Origin of the sequence: Cellulomonas chengniuliangii (assembly GCF_024508335.1) — a bacterium.
Classification (GTDB): Bacteria; Actinomycetota; Actinomycetes; order Actinomycetales; family Cellulomonadaceae; genus Cellulomonas_A; species Cellulomonas_A chengniuliangii.
This window is the reverse complement of record NZ_CP101988.1, coordinates 3,188,367-3,203,750: the sequence shown is the minus strand read 5'-3', so window position 1 is coordinate 3,203,750 and position 15,384 is coordinate 3,188,367. Positions and strand designations below refer to the sequence as shown.

The 15,384-nt window shown below is 71.9% G+C and carries 15 protein-coding genes; 12 read left to right on the top strand and 3 right to left on the bottom strand.

Annotated elements, in window-relative coordinates; genetic code table 11:
* The first annotated feature begins 72 nt into the window (after positions 1-72).
* From NP064_RS14870 to NP064_RS14860, 3 genes are all read left to right on the top strand, one after another.
* A complete protein-coding gene (locus tag NP064_RS14870) occupies positions 73-852 on the top strand; it encodes a TSUP family transporter (RefSeq protein WP_227570076.1) in 780 nt (259 codons plus the stop codon).
* Positions 853-979: 127 nt separating this feature from the next.
* Positions 980-2,269, top strand: a complete 1,290-nt coding sequence (locus NP064_RS14865; protein ID WP_227570077.1) for an aspartate kinase — start codon at positions 980-982, stop codon at positions 2,267-2,269.
* 2 nt (positions 2,270-2,271) lie between these two features.
* Positions 2,272-3,336: an aspartate-semialdehyde dehydrogenase gene (locus NP064_RS14860; RefSeq protein ID WP_227570078.1), complete on the top strand. Its 1,065-nt coding sequence runs from the start codon at positions 2,272-2,274 to the stop codon at positions 3,334-3,336.
* 63 nt (positions 3,337-3,399) lie between these two features.
* Here NP064_RS14860 and NP064_RS14855 read toward each other — a convergent pair whose 3' ends face one another.
* Entirely contained in the window at positions 3,400-3,798 is a 399-nt protein-coding gene (locus tag NP064_RS14855) for a VOC family protein (RefSeq protein WP_227570079.1), read from the bottom strand.
* Between the two features lie 100 nt (positions 3,799-3,898).
* On the opposite strand from NP064_RS14855, the gene NP064_RS14850 reads away from it, so the two are divergent.
* On the top strand, positions 3,899-4,870 hold the full coding sequence (locus NP064_RS14850) for a helix-turn-helix transcriptional regulator (protein ID WP_227570080.1): 972 nt from the start codon (positions 3,899-3,901) through the stop codon (positions 4,868-4,870).
* A gap of 67 nt (positions 4,871-4,937) precedes the next feature.
* Here the strand turns inward: NP064_RS14850 and NP064_RS14845 are convergent, their stop codons facing one another.
* Positions 4,938-5,789, bottom strand: coding sequence for a phosphotransferase (locus NP064_RS14845; protein WP_227570081.1), 852 nt, complete (start codon positions 5,787-5,789; stop codon positions 4,938-4,940).
* A 94-nt stretch (positions 5,790-5,883) separates the two neighbouring features.
* Between NP064_RS14845 and NP064_RS14840 the strand changes: the two genes are divergently transcribed.
* Together NP064_RS14840 and NP064_RS14835 are read left to right on the top strand one after the other, a co-directional pair.
* Positions 5,884-6,576: a thiamine pyrophosphate-dependent enzyme gene (locus NP064_RS14840; protein ID WP_227570082.1), complete on the top strand. Its 693-nt coding sequence runs from the start codon at positions 5,884-5,886 to the stop codon at positions 6,574-6,576.
* Positions 6,576-7,445: a transketolase family protein gene (locus tag NP064_RS14835; RefSeq protein ID WP_227570083.1), complete on the top strand. Its 870-nt coding sequence runs from the start codon at positions 6,576-6,578 to the stop codon at positions 7,443-7,445. The genes NP064_RS14840 and NP064_RS14835 overlap by 1 nt, the downstream gene beginning before the upstream one ends.
* 22 nt (positions 7,446-7,467) lie before the next feature.
* Here the strand turns inward: NP064_RS14835 and soxR are convergent, their stop codons facing one another.
* Positions 7,468-7,917, bottom strand: coding sequence for a redox-sensitive transcriptional activator SoxR (gene soxR / locus NP064_RS14830; protein WP_227570084.1), 450 nt, complete (start codon positions 7,915-7,917; stop codon positions 7,468-7,470).
* A gap of 147 nt (positions 7,918-8,064) precedes the next feature.
* On the opposite strand from soxR, the gene NP064_RS14825 reads away from it, so the two are divergent.
* The 6 genes from NP064_RS14825 (at position 8,065) to NP064_RS14800 (ending at position 15,335) form a co-directional block, all read left to right on the top strand.
* Positions 8,065-8,502, top strand: coding sequence for a GntR family transcriptional regulator (locus NP064_RS14825; RefSeq protein ID WP_372456401.1), 438 nt, complete (start codon positions 8,065-8,067; stop codon positions 8,500-8,502).
* Entirely contained in the window at positions 8,499-9,419 is a 921-nt protein-coding gene (locus NP064_RS14820; RefSeq protein WP_227570085.1) for an ATP-binding cassette domain-containing protein, read from the top strand. The genes NP064_RS14825 and NP064_RS14820 overlap by 4 nt, the downstream gene beginning before the upstream one ends.
* Positions 9,416-10,207, top strand: a complete 792-nt coding sequence (locus tag NP064_RS14815; RefSeq protein WP_227570086.1) for a hypothetical protein — start codon at positions 9,416-9,418, stop codon at positions 10,205-10,207. Before NP064_RS14820 ends, NP064_RS14815 begins: the two co-directional genes overlap by 4 nt.
* Before the next feature lie 75 nt (positions 10,208-10,282).
* Entirely contained in the window at positions 10,283-11,284 is a 1,002-nt protein-coding gene (locus tag NP064_RS14810; RefSeq protein WP_227570087.1) for an ABC transporter ATP-binding protein, read from the top strand.
* 1 nt (position 11,285) lies between these two features.
* Positions 11,286-12,086, top strand: coding sequence for an ABC transporter permease (locus NP064_RS14805; RefSeq protein WP_227570088.1), 801 nt, complete (start codon positions 11,286-11,288; stop codon positions 12,084-12,086).
* A 270-nt stretch (positions 12,087-12,356) separates the two neighbouring features.
* Positions 12,357-15,335, top strand: coding sequence for a glycoside hydrolase family 48 protein (locus tag NP064_RS14800; protein ID WP_227570089.1), 2,979 nt, complete (start codon positions 12,357-12,359; stop codon positions 15,333-15,335).
* Positions 15,336-15,384: the final 49 nt, after the last annotated feature.

The window sequence follows — 15,384 nt, the reverse complement described above, 5'->3', positions numbered from 1 at the left end:
AGGCTAGAGGGCGTGAGGTGGCGGTGACCGGCGAATTCCGTGCGGAGGATGTGGCGGATACGGTGGCGAATCATGACGATCTCGGGGCTCGAGCTGACCACCACGGCGCTCGTCCTGCTCGTGCTCGCCGCGTTCGCCGCCGGCTGGGTGGACGCGGTGGTGGGCGGTGGGGGGCTGGTGCAGCTCCCCGCCCTGCTGCTCGTCCCTGGGATGTCCCCGGTGCAGGCGCTGGCGACCAACAAGGTGGCGAGCATCCTGGGCACCGGTGTCAGTGCGGCCACCTTCTACCGGCGGGTGCAGCCGGGGCTCGCCACAGCCGGCCCGATGGCGCTCGCCGCGCTGCTGGGCGCCGGGGCTGGGGCGGCCGTCGCGTCGGCCCTGCCGGTCGGGGTGTTCAAGCCGGTGATCCTGGTCGCGCTGGTCGCTGTCGGGGTCTACACGGTGGCGCGCCCGCAGATGGGCCGGGCCACGACGCTGCGCTGGGAGGGGCGGCGTCATCTGTTGACGGCCCTGGGGCTGGGCGCCGTGATCGGCTGCTACGACGGGCTGCTGGGCCCGGGGACGGGCTCGTTCCTGGTGATCGGCCTGGTGAGCGTGCTCGGCTACGGGTTCCTCGAGGCCTCAGCCCAGGCGAAGATCGTCAACGTCGCCACGAACCTCGGCGCCCTCGTGGTGTTCACCCTGCAAGGCGCCCCGTTGTGGGCTCTGGGGCTGGTGATGGGTGTCGCCAACATCGCCGGGGCGTACACGGGCGCGCGGATGGCGGTGGCGCGGGGGAGCGGGTTCGTGCGCGTCGTGTTCATCGTCGTGGTGTCCGCGCTCATCGTGCGGCTCGCGGTCGACGTGCTCTGACTCGCCGCTGGCAGGGGCAGGGCCGCTCGTCCGCCATGCGAACCTCGACCCGTCCAGAGTCTGGGCCGTCCTAGACTCGTCGAGTCCGTGAGCGCGACTCGTTCGACCCTTGTCCGGAGACTCCAACGTGGCCCTGATCGTGCAGAAGTACGGTGGTTCGTCCGTCGCTGACGCCTCCGGCGTCAAGCGTGTGGCGAAGCGGATCGCCGAGTCCAAGCGTGCCGGGAACGACGTGGTCGTGGTCGTCTCGGCCATGGGCGACACCACCGACGAGCTCATCGACCTGGCCAACGCGATCACGCCGGTGCCCCCGTCCCGCGAGATGGACATCCTGCTGACGGCCGGCGAGCGCATCTCGATGTCGCTGCTCGCCATGGCCATCGCGAACCTGGGCATCGAGGCGCGCTCGTTCACCGGCCAGCAGGCCGGGGTCATCACCGACGACGTGCACGGCAAGGCCCGCATCATCGACGTGACGCCCAGCCGCATCCAGGCGGCGATCGACGAGGGGGCCGTGGCCATCGTCGCCGGCTTCCAGGGCGTCACCCAGCACACCAACGACGTGACCACGTTGGGCCGTGGCGGGTCCGACACGACGGCCGTCGCGTTGGCCGCGGCGCTCAAGGCGGACGTCTGCGAGATCTACAGCGACGTCGACGGCGTCTTCACCGCCGACCCGCGCATCGTGCCGTCGGCCCGCAAGATCGACCGGATCAGCTACGACGAGATGCTCGAGATGGCGGCGAGCGGCGCGAAGGTGCTCGTGCTGCGCTGCGTCGAGTACGCCCGCCGCTACGGGGTCCCGGTGCACGTGCGCTCCTCGTTCTCAGCGCACACCGGGACGATGGTCACCAACTACGAGGACGCCGAGGGCGGCGACGAGGGAGCAGACGTGATGGAGCAGCCGATCATCGCCGGGGTCGCGCACGACAGCAGCGAGGCCAAGATCACCGTGGTCGGCGTGCCGGACGTGCCGGGCACCGCGGCGCACATCTTCGAGGTCGTCGCCGGGTCGGGCGTCAACATCGACATGATCGTGCAGAACGTCTCCGCCGCGGCGACGGGCCTGACGGACATCTCGTTCACGCTCCCGGCGACGGACGGCACGGCCGCGATGACGGCCCTGGCCGAGAGCCAGGCGGAGGTCGGCTTCGCGTCGCTGCAGTACGACGACACGATCGGCAAGCTGTCGCTCATCGGCGCGGGAATGAAGTCGCACCCGGGGGTCTCGGCGCGGCTGTTCTCGGCGCTGTCGGCGGCGGGCATCAACATCGAGATGATCTCCACCTCGGAGATCCGCATCTCCGTGGTGACCCGGGCGGACCAGCTCGCGGACGCCGTGCGCGCCGTGCACACCGCGTTCGACCTGGACAGCAGCGAGGACGAGGCCGTGGTCTACGGCGGGACGGGGCGTTAGTCATGGCAGCAGGACTGCGGGTCGGGGTCGTCGGCGCGACGGGGCAGGTGGGCGCCGTGATGCGCCGGCTGCTCGAGGAGCGCGACTTCCCGGTGGCCGAGATCAGGTTCTTCGCGTCGGCGCGCTCGGCGGGCACGACGCTGCCCTGGAAGGGCACGGAGGTCGTCGTCGAGGACGCCGCCACCGCCGACCCCTCCGGGCTGGACGTGGCGCTGTTCTCCGCGGGCGGCGCCACCTCGAAGGCCCAGGCCCCGCGGTTCGCCGCCGCGGGCGTCACGGTCATCGACAACTCGTCGGCGTGGCGCATGGACCCCGACGTGCCGCTGGTCGTCTCGGAGGTCAACCCCGAGGCGGTGCGCGAGGCGCGCAAGGGCATCATCGCGAACCCGAACTGCACCACGATGGCGGCGATGCCGGTGCTCAAGGTGCTGCACGACGAGGCGGGCCTGCGCCGGCTCATCGTCTCGACGTACCAGGCGGTCTCCGGCTCCGGGCTGGCGGGCGCCGCCGAGCTCGACGGCCAGGTCCGCGCCGCGGTCGAGCAGGACACCCTGGCGCTGGTGCATGACGGCTCCGCGGTGGAGCTGCCCGCGCCCGAGAAGTACGTCGCGCCCATCGCGTTCAACGTGGTGGCGCTGGCAGGGAACCTGGTCGAGGACGGCTCGCTCGAGACGGACGAGGAGCAGAAGCTCCGCAACGAGTCCCGCAAGATCCTGAACCTGCCGGACCTGCTCGTCTCGGGCACGTGCGTGCGCGTCCCGGTGTTCACCGGCCACTCGCTGTCCGTGAACGCGGAGTTCGACCGGCCCATGACGGTCGCCCGCGCGCAGGAGCTGCTGCTCACGGCGCCGGGCGTCGAGCTGACCGGGGTGCCGACTCCGCTCGCGGCCGCGGGCGCCGACCCGTCGCTGGTGGGCCGCATCCGCCAGGACCCGGGCGTGCCGGACGACCGTGGCCTCGCGCTGTTCATCAGCAACGACAACCTGCGCAAGGGCGCCGCGCTCAACGCCGTGCAGATCGCGGAGCTCATCGCCGCCGATCGCGCGGCGGAGGACGTCTCCGCCTGACGAAGGCGGCCGCGCCACCTCGCGATCCAGGCGATCGAGAGGGCTCAACCGCACGCGATCCGGTCAGCGGCTGAACCTCTCGATCGCCTCGGGGGTGACCGGGGTGAAGACGTTGACCATGTTGCCGTCGGGGTCGCGGAAGAGCAGGGCGCGGTTGCCCCAGGGCATGGTCGTGGGCTCGTTCACGAAGTCCTGGACCGTGTCCTTCAGCCTCTCGTAGACCGCGTCCACGTCGTCCACCAGGAACTCGATGATCACGGTGCGGTTGTCGGCGGGGCGGGCCGAGCCCGGTGCGAACAGCGCGACCGTGCGGGTGCTGCCGATCGCCAGCGTTCCGTGGGTGGTGCGCAGCTCGGCGAAGTCCTCGTTGCCCCAGGCCGCCTGCACGCCCGTGATGCCCTCGTAGAAGCCGACGAGTCGGCCGATGTCGTCGGTGATGATGCGGATCGAGACGAAGTCCATGTCTTCTCCCTGCTCAGCGCGGATGATTCCGAGGCGAGGCCCACGCTAGGACGAATACTGGACAGATCGAGTCCAGTATTCGAGGGTTAAGGTCCAAGACATGGCACGCCCAACCGCGCAGGTGCTCACGCTTCTGGAGCTCCTCCAATCCGGCGGCGTCCGGACGATGGCCGAACTCGCCGAGCGCCTCGGAGTCGAACCGCGCACGGTGCGGCGCTACGTGGGTCATCTGGTCGACCTCGAGGTGCCGGTCGAGTCGGTGCGCGGCCGCTACGGTGGATATCGGCTTGCCGCCGGATATCGTCTGCCGCCGCTGATGCTCAGCGACGACGAAGCCCTGGCCGTCCTCCTCGGCCTGGTTGCCGGCCGACGCGCAGGGTTGGCGACGGCGACGGGCACGGCGGGCGAGACGGCTGCAGCGAAGATCCGTCGCGTCCTGCCGTCGCGGACCGCGGATCGGCTGGACGCTGTGCTGGCATCCCTCGCCTTCACCGCAGAACCCGGCGAGCTCCCGGCGCCGCAGACAGGTGTGCTTCTCACCGTCGCCGACGCGGTCCGCCATCACCGGCCGATCTCGCTCCAGTACACCTCGGGTGACGGCCTGCGGAGTGCTCGCGTGCTGCATCCGTTCGGGCTGGTCAACCATGCCGGCCGGTGGTACGTCACGGGAGCCGATCCGGAGGTCGGCGAGGATCGGACCTTCCGGCTCGACCGCATCGCCGACGCGAGGACGCTCCCTGGCTCCTTCGAGCCGCCACCGGCCGGGGACGATCCCGCAACACGCCTTCTCGCCTCGATGGCACGAACGCCACGCCGGCATGCCGTGACGTTGCGGATGCACGGAACGCTCGAGCAGATCCGCACACGGCTACCGGCCAGCATCGCCGAGGTGCGAGAGTGCGGGGCCGAAGGCTGGCAGTCTGTGGAGATCCGGGCCGAGAGCCTCGACTGGCTGCCCGCCGTGCTTGCCGCGCTCGACCTGCCATTCGTCATCGAACGCCCGGACGAGCTCCGCGACCGTGTGGTCGCGCTCGCCGAGCGGCTGGCTGCCTCAGGACGCGCGTCGTCGTAGCGATCCCGAATTCGCGGTCGCCCAGCCGAACCCTCGCGAAGCACATGAGTCGCTCCACGTGAGCCGCTCACAGCGCTGCGGATCGATCCAGCAGCGCGGCGGTGATCGTCGGCCCGTGCTCGACGAGCCACGCCTCGCGGCGGCGGATCACGTCGCCCACACCGTCGGCCCACATGCGCGCCCACCCGCCGCCGTCGGCCTCGGCCCGGTGGCGCATGACGTGCCACGACTTCCGCGACCGCAGCACGGCGACGTCGACCAGGCGGCCGCGCGCGTCGTCGGCCAGCCCGTAGGCGTCGGCGAAGAGCCGGCAGCGGCGCGGCACGTCGACGTCGGACAGCAGCGGGTCGCGGTCGCCGGGGGCTGCGAGCGGAGCCCAGTGCGTGAGGGCGTTGACGACCTCGTCGAGCCGGGTGGCGGGTCTCGCGAGGTCGAAGTCGATGAGCGCGACTGCGGCGCCGTCGCGGAACACGACGTTCTCGGGCGTGACGTCCACGTGGCCCACGAGCTCAGGCTCGTCGAGCGCGGCCGCCCGCACGGCCGGGTGGTCAACGGCGGGCGCGTCGGGCACGGACCCGGGCGGCGGGGTGAAGCCGACCGCCGCGTCGTCGTACCGGCGCAGCAGGCGGGCGACGGACCGGAGCCGCTCCTCGTCGGCGATCCAGCCGGGTCGGGGCCGCCCGGCGACCTCGCCCTCGACGTAGGTGAGGACCTCCCGACCGCGCTCGTCGACGCCCAGGAGTCGCGGGGCGCCGTCGAATTCGACCTGTGCGAGGTGCCGGAGCAGCGCGTGGACCAGTGGGGAGTGCGGACCGAGCGGCCGGCGCACGGTGTCGCCCACGCGGACGACGCCGACGGTCACGTCGCCGCCCAGCAGGGGGATCTCCTCGACGGGGTCGATGTCCTGCCAGGCGCGCATCGTCGTAGCGTCACAGAGGCTGCTGAGCGAGATCAAGGGCCTGTGCGAGCCGCCTCTTGACCTCAACCGCGGTTGAGCCGGAATGGTCGTGCGCATGCCTTCCACCACCGTTGCGACCGACCTGCCCGAGCGACTACTGCGCAACCTCTCCCGGGTGACGGGGGACGAGAAGCACGACGCCGCCGCGCACTCCACGCTTGACGTGCTGTGGGTGCTCTACAGCCGTGTGCTGCGCCTGACGCCTGAGTCGGGACGGGACAGGTTCTTGTTGTCCAAGGGCCACGGCCCCGCCTCGTACTACGCGGTGCTCGCGACGATCGGGGTCATCCCCGAGGAGTGGCTGGACGACCTCGCTGGCTTCTCCTCCCCGTTGGGCCACCACCCGGACCGGATGCTGGTGCCGGGTGTCGAGATCTCGAGCGGCTCCCTCGGGCACGGCCTGCCGATCGCGGTGGGCCTGGCCCGTGGCCTGGCGCTGGCGCCGGGCGCGGCCGGATCGGGCGACGTCCACGTGCTCCTCGGAGACGCCGAGCTGGACGAGGGCAGCAACCACGAGGCCATCGCCCTCGCGGGTCGGTGGCGCCTGGACCGCCTGCGGTGCGTGGTCGTGGACAACGACTCGGCCTCGCTCGGCTGGCCCGGCGGCATCGCCCGGCGCTTCGAGGTCGAGGGGTGGTCGGCCGCGCATGCCGACGCCGCCGATCATGACGCGCTGCACCGCGCCCTCACGCAACCCGCCACGGGGCCGCATGTGACGGTCGTCCGCACCGCCCGGAAGGGGTCCTGATGCGACAGTGCTTCTACGACACGATCGCCGACGTCCTCGCGACAGATCCTCGGGCCGCCTTGGTGCTGGCCGACATCGGGCCGGTCGGGCTAGGGCGGGGGACCGCCGTGGCGCAACGGGTGGTGAACGTCGGGATCCGCGAGCAGGCCATGATCGGCGTGGCCTCGGGGCTCTCGATGGCGGGCCTGCGCCCTTTCGTGCACTCCTACGCGCCGTTCCTCATCGAGCGGCCCTACGAGCAGATCAAGCTCGACCTGTCCCACCAGGGCCAGGCCGCGGTGCTGGTCTCGATCGGGGCCAGCTTCGACGCCGCCAGCGAGGGGCGCACCCACCAGAGCCCGGCGGACGTCGCGCTGATCGGCGCCCTCCCCGGGTGGAGCGCGCACACCCCTGGCCACCCCGACGAGGTGGAGGCGCTCGTGCGCGCCGCCGCGGCGTCGCACGACTCCCAGTACCTCCGGCTCTCCAGCCAGGCCAACCCCGAGCCGTTCCCCACCGACGGCGCCGTGCGCGTCCTGCGCGACGGACGCGGCCCGGCGGTCCTGGCGATCGGGCCCGCCCTGGCCCAGACGCTGCTCGCCGTCGAGGGCCTGGAGGTGGCCCTGGCCTACACCTCGACCCCGCTCCCGCTCGACGCGGCCGGGCTCGCCAGGCTGATGGCGGGACGCAAGCGCCTGCTCGTGGTGGAGCCGTACCTGGAGGGGACGACGGCGCCGGAGGTCATGGCAGCGCTCGCGGGCCGCCCGGCGCGGGTCGAGTTCGCGGGGGTGCAGCGCGCAGAGGTGCGGCGGTACGGGGGCCCCGCCGACCACGTGCGCCTGCACGGGCTCGACGCGCACGGCATCCGGAGGCGGCTGGCCGGCAGCTGACCGGTGGGTGGGCCCAGCAGGCTCAGGGGGCAGCGGGCCCCAGTCGGACCGGCCCGCTGCCTCGGGAGCCGAGCACGTCGCCAGGGTTAAGCAGGTCGCACGATCGCATCGACAGGCACCCGCACCCGATGCAGCCGACGAGCTCCTTCTCGAGCTGCAGGATGGCGTGCCGCCGCTCCTCGAGGCGGACCTTCCACACCCGGGAGACCCGCTTCCAGTCCTCGGTGCTGGGCTCGGAGCCCATGGGAAGCCCAGCGAAGGCCTCCGCGACCTCGCTCAGCGGGATGCCGAGGCGTTTGGCCACGAGGATCAGGGAGATGCGGCGCAGCATGTGCCGGGGGTAGCGGCGTTGGTTGCCCGCGGTGCGGGACGAGGCGATGAGGCCGTGCCGCTCGTAGAAGTGCAGCGCGGACACCGCCAAACCGGTGCGCCTGCTCATCTCGCCGACCGACAGCGCGTCCCGTGAGTGCATGCGCCCTCCTCGAAGGTGACCTGGACCCGACAACGTAGAACCTCAACTCGGCATGAGGTCAACGCGGCCTCATGGCCTGCCTCTTGCGCGCCTCCCGGTGCTGTGGTTCATTAGTGGAGTAACGAACCACTGAACGAACCGAGAGGGGTGAACGCCATCTTCGACGGCCGGGACCCCATCTACCTGCAGATCGCCGACCAGATCCGCGACGACATCCTCGATGGCGCGCTGAAGGAGGAGGACCAGGTCATGTCGACGACCCAGTACGCGACGACCTACCGCATCAACCCCGCCACCGCGGCGAAGGCCTTCTCCGAGCTCGTCGACGAGGGCGTGCTCTACAAGCGGCGCGGCGTCGGGATGTTCGTCGCCACGGGCGCCCGCGCAGCCCTCGCGGCCCGCGGCCGGGAGCGGTTCTTCGCCGACGTGCTCGACCCCGCGGTGAACGAGGCCCGCAGGCTCGGCATCGACCTCGAGGACGTCATCGCCCGGATCCGGCTCGACGCGGCCGCGCAGCCGCCGGCCGCAGCCCCCGACGCCGCCACCCACCACAGCACGCACGACAGCACCGGAGGACAGCCATGACCGGCACCGGCTTCGGCGTCCAGGTCCAGGACCTCACCGTGCGCTACGGCGCCGAGACCGCCCTGGACCAGGTGAGCCTCGAGATCGCCCCCGGGACCATCACCGGCCTGCTCGGGCGGAACGGCACAGGCAAGACGACCCTGCTCTCCGTGATCGCGGCGTTCCGCCGGCCCACCTCCGGCAGCGTGCTCGTGGACGGCGAGGACCCGTGGGAGAACCCTCGGGTGATGGCGGGCGTCGGCCTGGTCCGGGAGGGCGGCGACTGGCTCGACGATCGCGTGACCGCCTCGCTGGACTACCTCGAGGGCGCCCGCCCGCGCTTCGACCGTGACCTCGCGGAGCGGCTGCTGGACACGTTCCAGATCGACCCCTGCGCCAAGCGGTCGTCGCTCTCCCGCGGCCAGCGGTCCGCGTTGAGCGCGTCCCTGGGCATCGCCGTCCGCACCGAGCTCACCATGCTGGACGAGGTGTACCTGGGGATGGACGCCCCGTCCCGCTACGCCTTCTACGACGCGCTGCTCGCGGACTACCTCGAGCACCCCCGCACGATCGTGCTGTCGAGCCACCTGATCGACGAGATCGACAAGATGTTCGAGGACGTCGTGATCCTCCGCGACGGCACGGTGCTCCTGGCCGAGGGCGCCGACGAGCTGCGCTCGCGCGGGACCACGGTCACCGGGCCTGCCGCGGCCGCGACGGCGTTCGCCCTCGGGCGGGACGTCGTCGGCCGACAGGAGCTCGGCCCCACGCTCCGGCTCACCGTGTTCGGCGACCCCCGGCCCGGCGACGTCGCACACGCGCGCGAGCTCGGCGTCGAGCTGGGGCCCGTCGACCTGCAAGACCTCTTCGTCCACCTGACCGCGCAGCCCGCCGTGGCGGGCGCGCGCTCCGACCGGAAGACCGAGGCGCCCCGATGACCGCCGCAGTCGCCGCCACCGCCCGCCCGGGCTCCCGGGCCGTGCGTCGCAGCCCGTTCGTCCGCACGATCCAGCACCAGCTCGGCATGCAGCTCGTCCTGGGGGCCTGGTTCTGGGGCGTCATCCTGACCGGCGTGATCCTGGCCACCGTCCTGGTGGCGTCCTTCGGCACGGTCGAGACCAGCATCGTGCAGTTCGCGCGGCAGGGGACGCTCTGGTTCCCGTTCTCGATGATGGTCCTGACGGTCACGAGCACGCTTACCCCGCACGTCGCCGCCGGCATGACCCGCCGGTCGTTCGCGGCAGCGTCGGCGGTGGTCGCCCTCATCCTCGGGGCCGCGTACGCCGCCGTCCTGGTAGGGCTGCTGCAGGTCGAGCGCGTGGTCTACAACGCCGCGGGCTGGCCGCAGACGCTCACCGACAGCGGGTTGGACATCACCTCGTCCACGAGCGACATCGGGCCGCTGCTGAGCTCGCTGACGATGACCGCCGCCGCAGCCACCGCCAGCGGCCTGCTCGTGGGCATCGTCTACTACCGGGCCGGCGGCTGGTGGGGCACCCTGGCGCTCCCGCTGACCGTCGCGCCGATCTTCGCGGCCGGGCTGCTGGTCTCCTACGCCATCGGCCCGATCTCTCTTCCCGTCGTCGGGGAGGGCGGGGTGTGGGACATCGGCTCAGCCGGCGGCCTGGCCCTGCGCGCCGCCGCCTGCGCCGTCGTCATCGCGATCACGCTCGCGGTCTTCGGGCGGCTCACCCGGGGCGCCGCACTGGGCAAGCCCAACCTCTGAGCGCAGGCCCGCGCCCCGGCGCGCGCCGCACATCGCACCTCCCAGTTCCGACCGCCGCAACGAAAGGAGTCCGACATGGAGCCGACACCCGTGATCCAGGTGGAGAACCTGCGCAAGGCCTACGGCAGCAAGGTGGCCGTGGAGGACGTCAGCCTCACCGTCGCCCGCGGGGAGATCGTGGGCATCCTGGGTCCCAACGGCGCCGGCAAGACCACCACGGTGGAGTGCTTGGCGGGCCTCCGGGCGCCCGACTCCGGACGCGTCCGGGTGCTGGGCATGGACCCACAGGCCGATAAGGCGCGTGTCAAGGAAGTGCTCGGCATGCAGCTCCAGGAGAGCGAGCTGCCCGCGAAGATCACCGTCCGCGAGGCGATGGACCTGTACGCCTCGTTCTACGCGGACCCCGCCGACCCGGCCGAGCTGCTCGCCGACCTCGGCCTCACCGACCGCGCCGGCGCGAAGTTCGACCAGCTCTCCGGCGGTCAGAAACAGCGTCTCTCCGTGGCTCTCGCGCTGGTCGGCAATCCCCAGATCGCCGTGCTCGACGAGCTGACCACGGGGCTCGACCCGCAGGCCCGCCGCGACACCTGGGGCCTGATCGAGCGGATCCGGGAGCGCGGGGTCACGGTGTTGCTGGTCACGCACTTCATGGAGGAGGCCGAGCGGCTCTGCGACCGGGTGGTGCTCATCGACTCCGGCCGGGTCATCGCCACCGGCACGCCTGCCGAGGTGGCCGAGGCGGCGAGCGGCGGCCAGCACCTGCGGTTCCGCGCCTCGGCGCCCGTGCCGACCGAGGACCTCGAGGCGCTGCCCACGGTCACCTCGGCCCACGGGCCGGACCCGGCGGGGGAGTACGACGTCCGCGGCGCCGGGACAGTCGTGCAGGACGTCCTGGTCGCGCTCGCGTCCCGCGGCGTCGCGGCGGACACCGTGCGCGTCGAGGGCGGCACGCTCGACGACGCGTTCGTGACGCTCACCACGCACGACCGTGCCGGGGACCCGCCCGGCGCCTCGGCGCCCAGCGCCACCGCACCGGCTGCGACCACCACGTCCGCGACCACCCCGTCGGAGGTCTGACATGTCTGCCACCGCCACTCCCACCGCCCCTGCCACCGCCAACCGCCGGCGAGCCCTGACCCGCCTGGTGGTGAGCGAGGCCCGCATCTTCGGGCGCCAGCCCTCCGCGTGGTTCTTCGCCGTGCTGTTCCCCGTGGTGCTGCTCCTCGCCCTCGGGCTGCTGATGCCGTGGGCCGACCTGCCGTTCGACGACAGCGACCCCGTGCTCTCCCAGATCAACGGCATCACGGCGTACACGCCCACCGTGCTGGCCCTCGCGATCGGCACGGTCGCGTACTCCACGCTGCCCGCCGTGGTGGTCGGCTACCGGGAGAAGGGGGTCCTGCGCCGGCTGTCCACCACGCCGATGCCCGCCTCCCGGCTGCTCACCGCCCAGCTGACGGTGCTGGGGGCGACGCTGGTCGTCGCGGCCGTTCTGACGGTCCTCGCAGGGCTCGTCGTCCTCGACGTGTCCATGCCCGCCGACCCGTTGGTGGTCCTCCTGGCGTTCGTCCTGGCGGCCGCGTCGTCGCTCGCGGTGGGCTGCCTGATCGCGGCCCGGGTGGGCTCGGTGGGCGGCGCCACGGGCATCGGCATGACGGTGTACTTCGTGTCCCTGTTCTTCGCCGGGGTGTGGATGCCGCTGCCGCTCATGCCGGACGTGGTGCAGACGATCAGCGCCTGGACCCCGCTGGGCGCCGCGTCGCAGGCGCTGGCGGCCGGCTGGTACGGGCAGGCGTTCCCGGGCGTGGAGCTCGCCGTGATGGCGGGGTGGACGGTGCTGCTGGTGCCGATCTCGGCCAAGCTCTTCCGCTGGACCTGACGGCTGGCGCCGGACGGCGGCGCCCCTCTTCCCGAAACGCTTCACGGACTGGTGCGACAGGACCTGCCTGCTGAGGGTGGGTCCTGTCGCCCGCTGGGCGCACCGACGCGGCCCTGGGCGACGCAGCCCCCCCGCCCGGTGCGCAGGACGACGCAGCTGATCGCGCTCGCCACCTCGACGCGCCCGCGGGGCGCGTCTTCAGCGTGTCCGTAGCCCGTGCTCCTGGTCGTCGGGGGACGGCTGCGCGTCCTTCGGAGAAAGGGAGCTCTCGTGTCTGGACTCACCCGTCGGCGCTCGCCCTGGCTGGCCTTGGCCGCTGTGGGCGCGGCGTCGTGCGTCGCCCTCGCGGGGATGGGGCCCGCGCTCGCGGCGCCACCCGCGCCAGCGGCGGTCGTCGCCGCGCCACCCATGAAATCCGCGGTCACCACCGCCTCCACCGAGTACGCCCAGCGCTTCCTCGACCTGTACAACGAGATCCACGACCCCGCGAACGGCTACTTCAGCCCGCAGGGCATCCCGTACCACTCGATCGAGACGCTCATCGTGGAGGCGCCCGACTACGGGCACGAGACCACGTCGGAGGCGTACAGCTTCTGGATGTGGCTCGAGGCGAGCTACGGCCAGGTCACCGGTGACTGGGAGCCGTTCAACGCCGCGTGGACCACGATGGAGAGGTACATGATCCCGCAGGCCGCGGATCAGCCGACGAACTCCTTCTACGACCCGTCGAAGCCGGCGACGTTCGCGGCCGAGTACGACCACCCCAGCAAGTACCCGTCGGCCATCAACTCGGGCGTGGCCTCCGGCGTCGACCCGATCGGCGCGGAGCTCAGGTCGACGTACGGCACGTCGGACGTCTACGGCATGCACTGGATCGCCGACGTCGACAACAAGTACGGCTTCGGCGGCAGCCCGGGCGGCGGCTGCAACACCGGCCCCGCGTCCACCGGAACCTCGTATATCAACACGTTCCAGCGCGGCACCCAGGAGTCCGTCTGGGAGACCATCACCCAGCCGTCCTGCGACAACTTCCGGTACGGCGGCACGAACGGGTTCCTCGACCTGTTCACCCAGGACGCCAGCTACGCCAAGCAGTGGAAGTTCACCAACGCCCCTGACGCCGACGCCCGCGCCATCGAGGCCGCGTACTGGGCGCACACGTGGGCCACGGAGCAGGGCAACGAGTCGAAGATCGCCGCGACGGTGGCCAAGGCCGCCAAGATGGGCGACTACCTGCGGTACTCGCTGTTCGACAAGTACTTCAAGAAGATCGGCTGCACGGCGCCCAGCTGCGCCGCCGGCACCGGGCGGGACAGCGCGCACTACCTGCAGTCCTGGTACTACGCCTGGGGCGGCGCGACGGACACCTCCGCGGGCTGGGCCTGGCGGATCGGCTCGAGCGCGAGCCACTTCGGCTACCAGAACCCGATGTCCGCGTGGGCGCTGTCGAACGTCTCGGTGCTGACGCCCAAGTCGCCCACCGCGAAGGACGACTGGTCCAAGTCCTTGGACCGGCAGCTCGAGTTCTACCAGTGGCTGCAGTCCGCCGAGGGCGGCATCGCCGGTGGCGCCACGAACAGCTGGGGCGGCGGGTACGGCACACCGCCCGCGGGGACCTCGACGTTCTACGGCATGGGCTACCAGGTCGCGCCCGTGTACAGCGACCCGCCCAGCAACCAGTGGTTCGGCATGCAGGTGTGGTCCATGGAGCGCGTCGCGGAGCTCTACTACGCGACCGGTGACGCCCGCGCCAAGAAGCTGCTGGACAAGTGGGTGCCGTGGGCCATCGCGCACACGGAGGTCAACGCGGACGGCACGTGGTCCATCCCGGCGACGCTGGGCTGGTCCGGCCAGCCGGACACCTGGAACGCCACCAGCCCGGGCGGCAACGCCGGGCTGCACGTGACGGTCGTCGACACCGGTCAGGACGTCGGCATCGCCGGCGACTACGCCAAGCTGCTCACCTACTACGGCGCCAAGTCGGGCGACGCGGCCGCGAAGTCCACGGCGAAGGCGCTGCTCGACGTCATGTGGGAGAACAACCGCGACGACAAGGGCATCTCCACCACGGAGACCCGCGAGGACTACAAGCGGTTCGACGACGTCATGACCTCCACCACCGGCGACGGCGTGTACGTGCCGCAGGGCTGGACGGGCACGATGCCCAACGGCGACGTCATCAAGCCGGGCGTGAGCTTCCTGGACATCCGCTCCTGGTACAAGGACGACCCGGACTGGCCCAAGGTCCAGGCGTACCTGGACGGCGGCCCCGCGCCGACGTTCAACTACCACCGGTTCTGGGCGCAGGCCGCGATCGCCACGGCGATGGCCGACTACGACCGGCTGCTGGGCACGCCCGCCACTCCCGACACCACGGCCCCGACGGTCCCCACGGGCCTGACGTCGCCGTCGAAGACGGCGACGAGCGTGTCGTTGTCCTGGACCGCGTCGACCGACGCGGTGGGGGTCACCGGGTATGACGTGTACCGGGGGACCACGCTGGTGGGCACGGCGACGGGCACGACGTACACCGACACGGGCCTGACGGCGTCGACGGCGTACTCGTACACGGTGCGGGCCAAGGACGCGGCCGGGAACGTCTCGGCGCCGTCCACGGCCCTGTCGGTCACGACCAGCGCGGGGACGGGCGGCGACACCACGGCCCCGACCGTCCCCACAGGGCTGACATCGCCATCGAAGACGGCGACGAGCGTGTCGTTGTCCTGGACGGCGTCGACCGACGCGGTCGGCGTGACCGGGTACGACGTGTACCGCGGCACGACGCTGGTGGGCACGGCCACGGGCACGACGTACACCGACACGGGCCTGACGGCCTCGACGGCGTACTCGTACACGGTGCGGGCCAAGGACGCGGCCGGGAACGTCTCGGCGCCGTCCACGGCCCTGTCGGTCACGACCAGTGCGGCGACCCCGACCGCCAGCTGCACGGTGGCGTACACCGCCAACAGCTGGAACACCGGGTTCACCGCCTCGGTCAAGGTCACCAACACGGGCACGGCCGCGCTGTCGAGCTGGACGCTCGGCTTCGCGTTCCCGTCCGGCCAGCAGGTCACCCAGGGCTGGAGCGCGAACTGGTCGCAGTCCGGCACGCAGGTGACCGCCACCAACGCCGCCTGGAACGGCAGCCTGGCGGCGGGTGCGAGCGTCGAGATCGGGTTCAACGGCTCGCACACCGGCACGAACACGGCGCCGTCCGCGTTCACGGTCAACGGCGCCGCGTGCGGCTGACGTCCGGCTGAGCACCACAGGCGCCACCACGAGGGGCCGGTCCGCCACG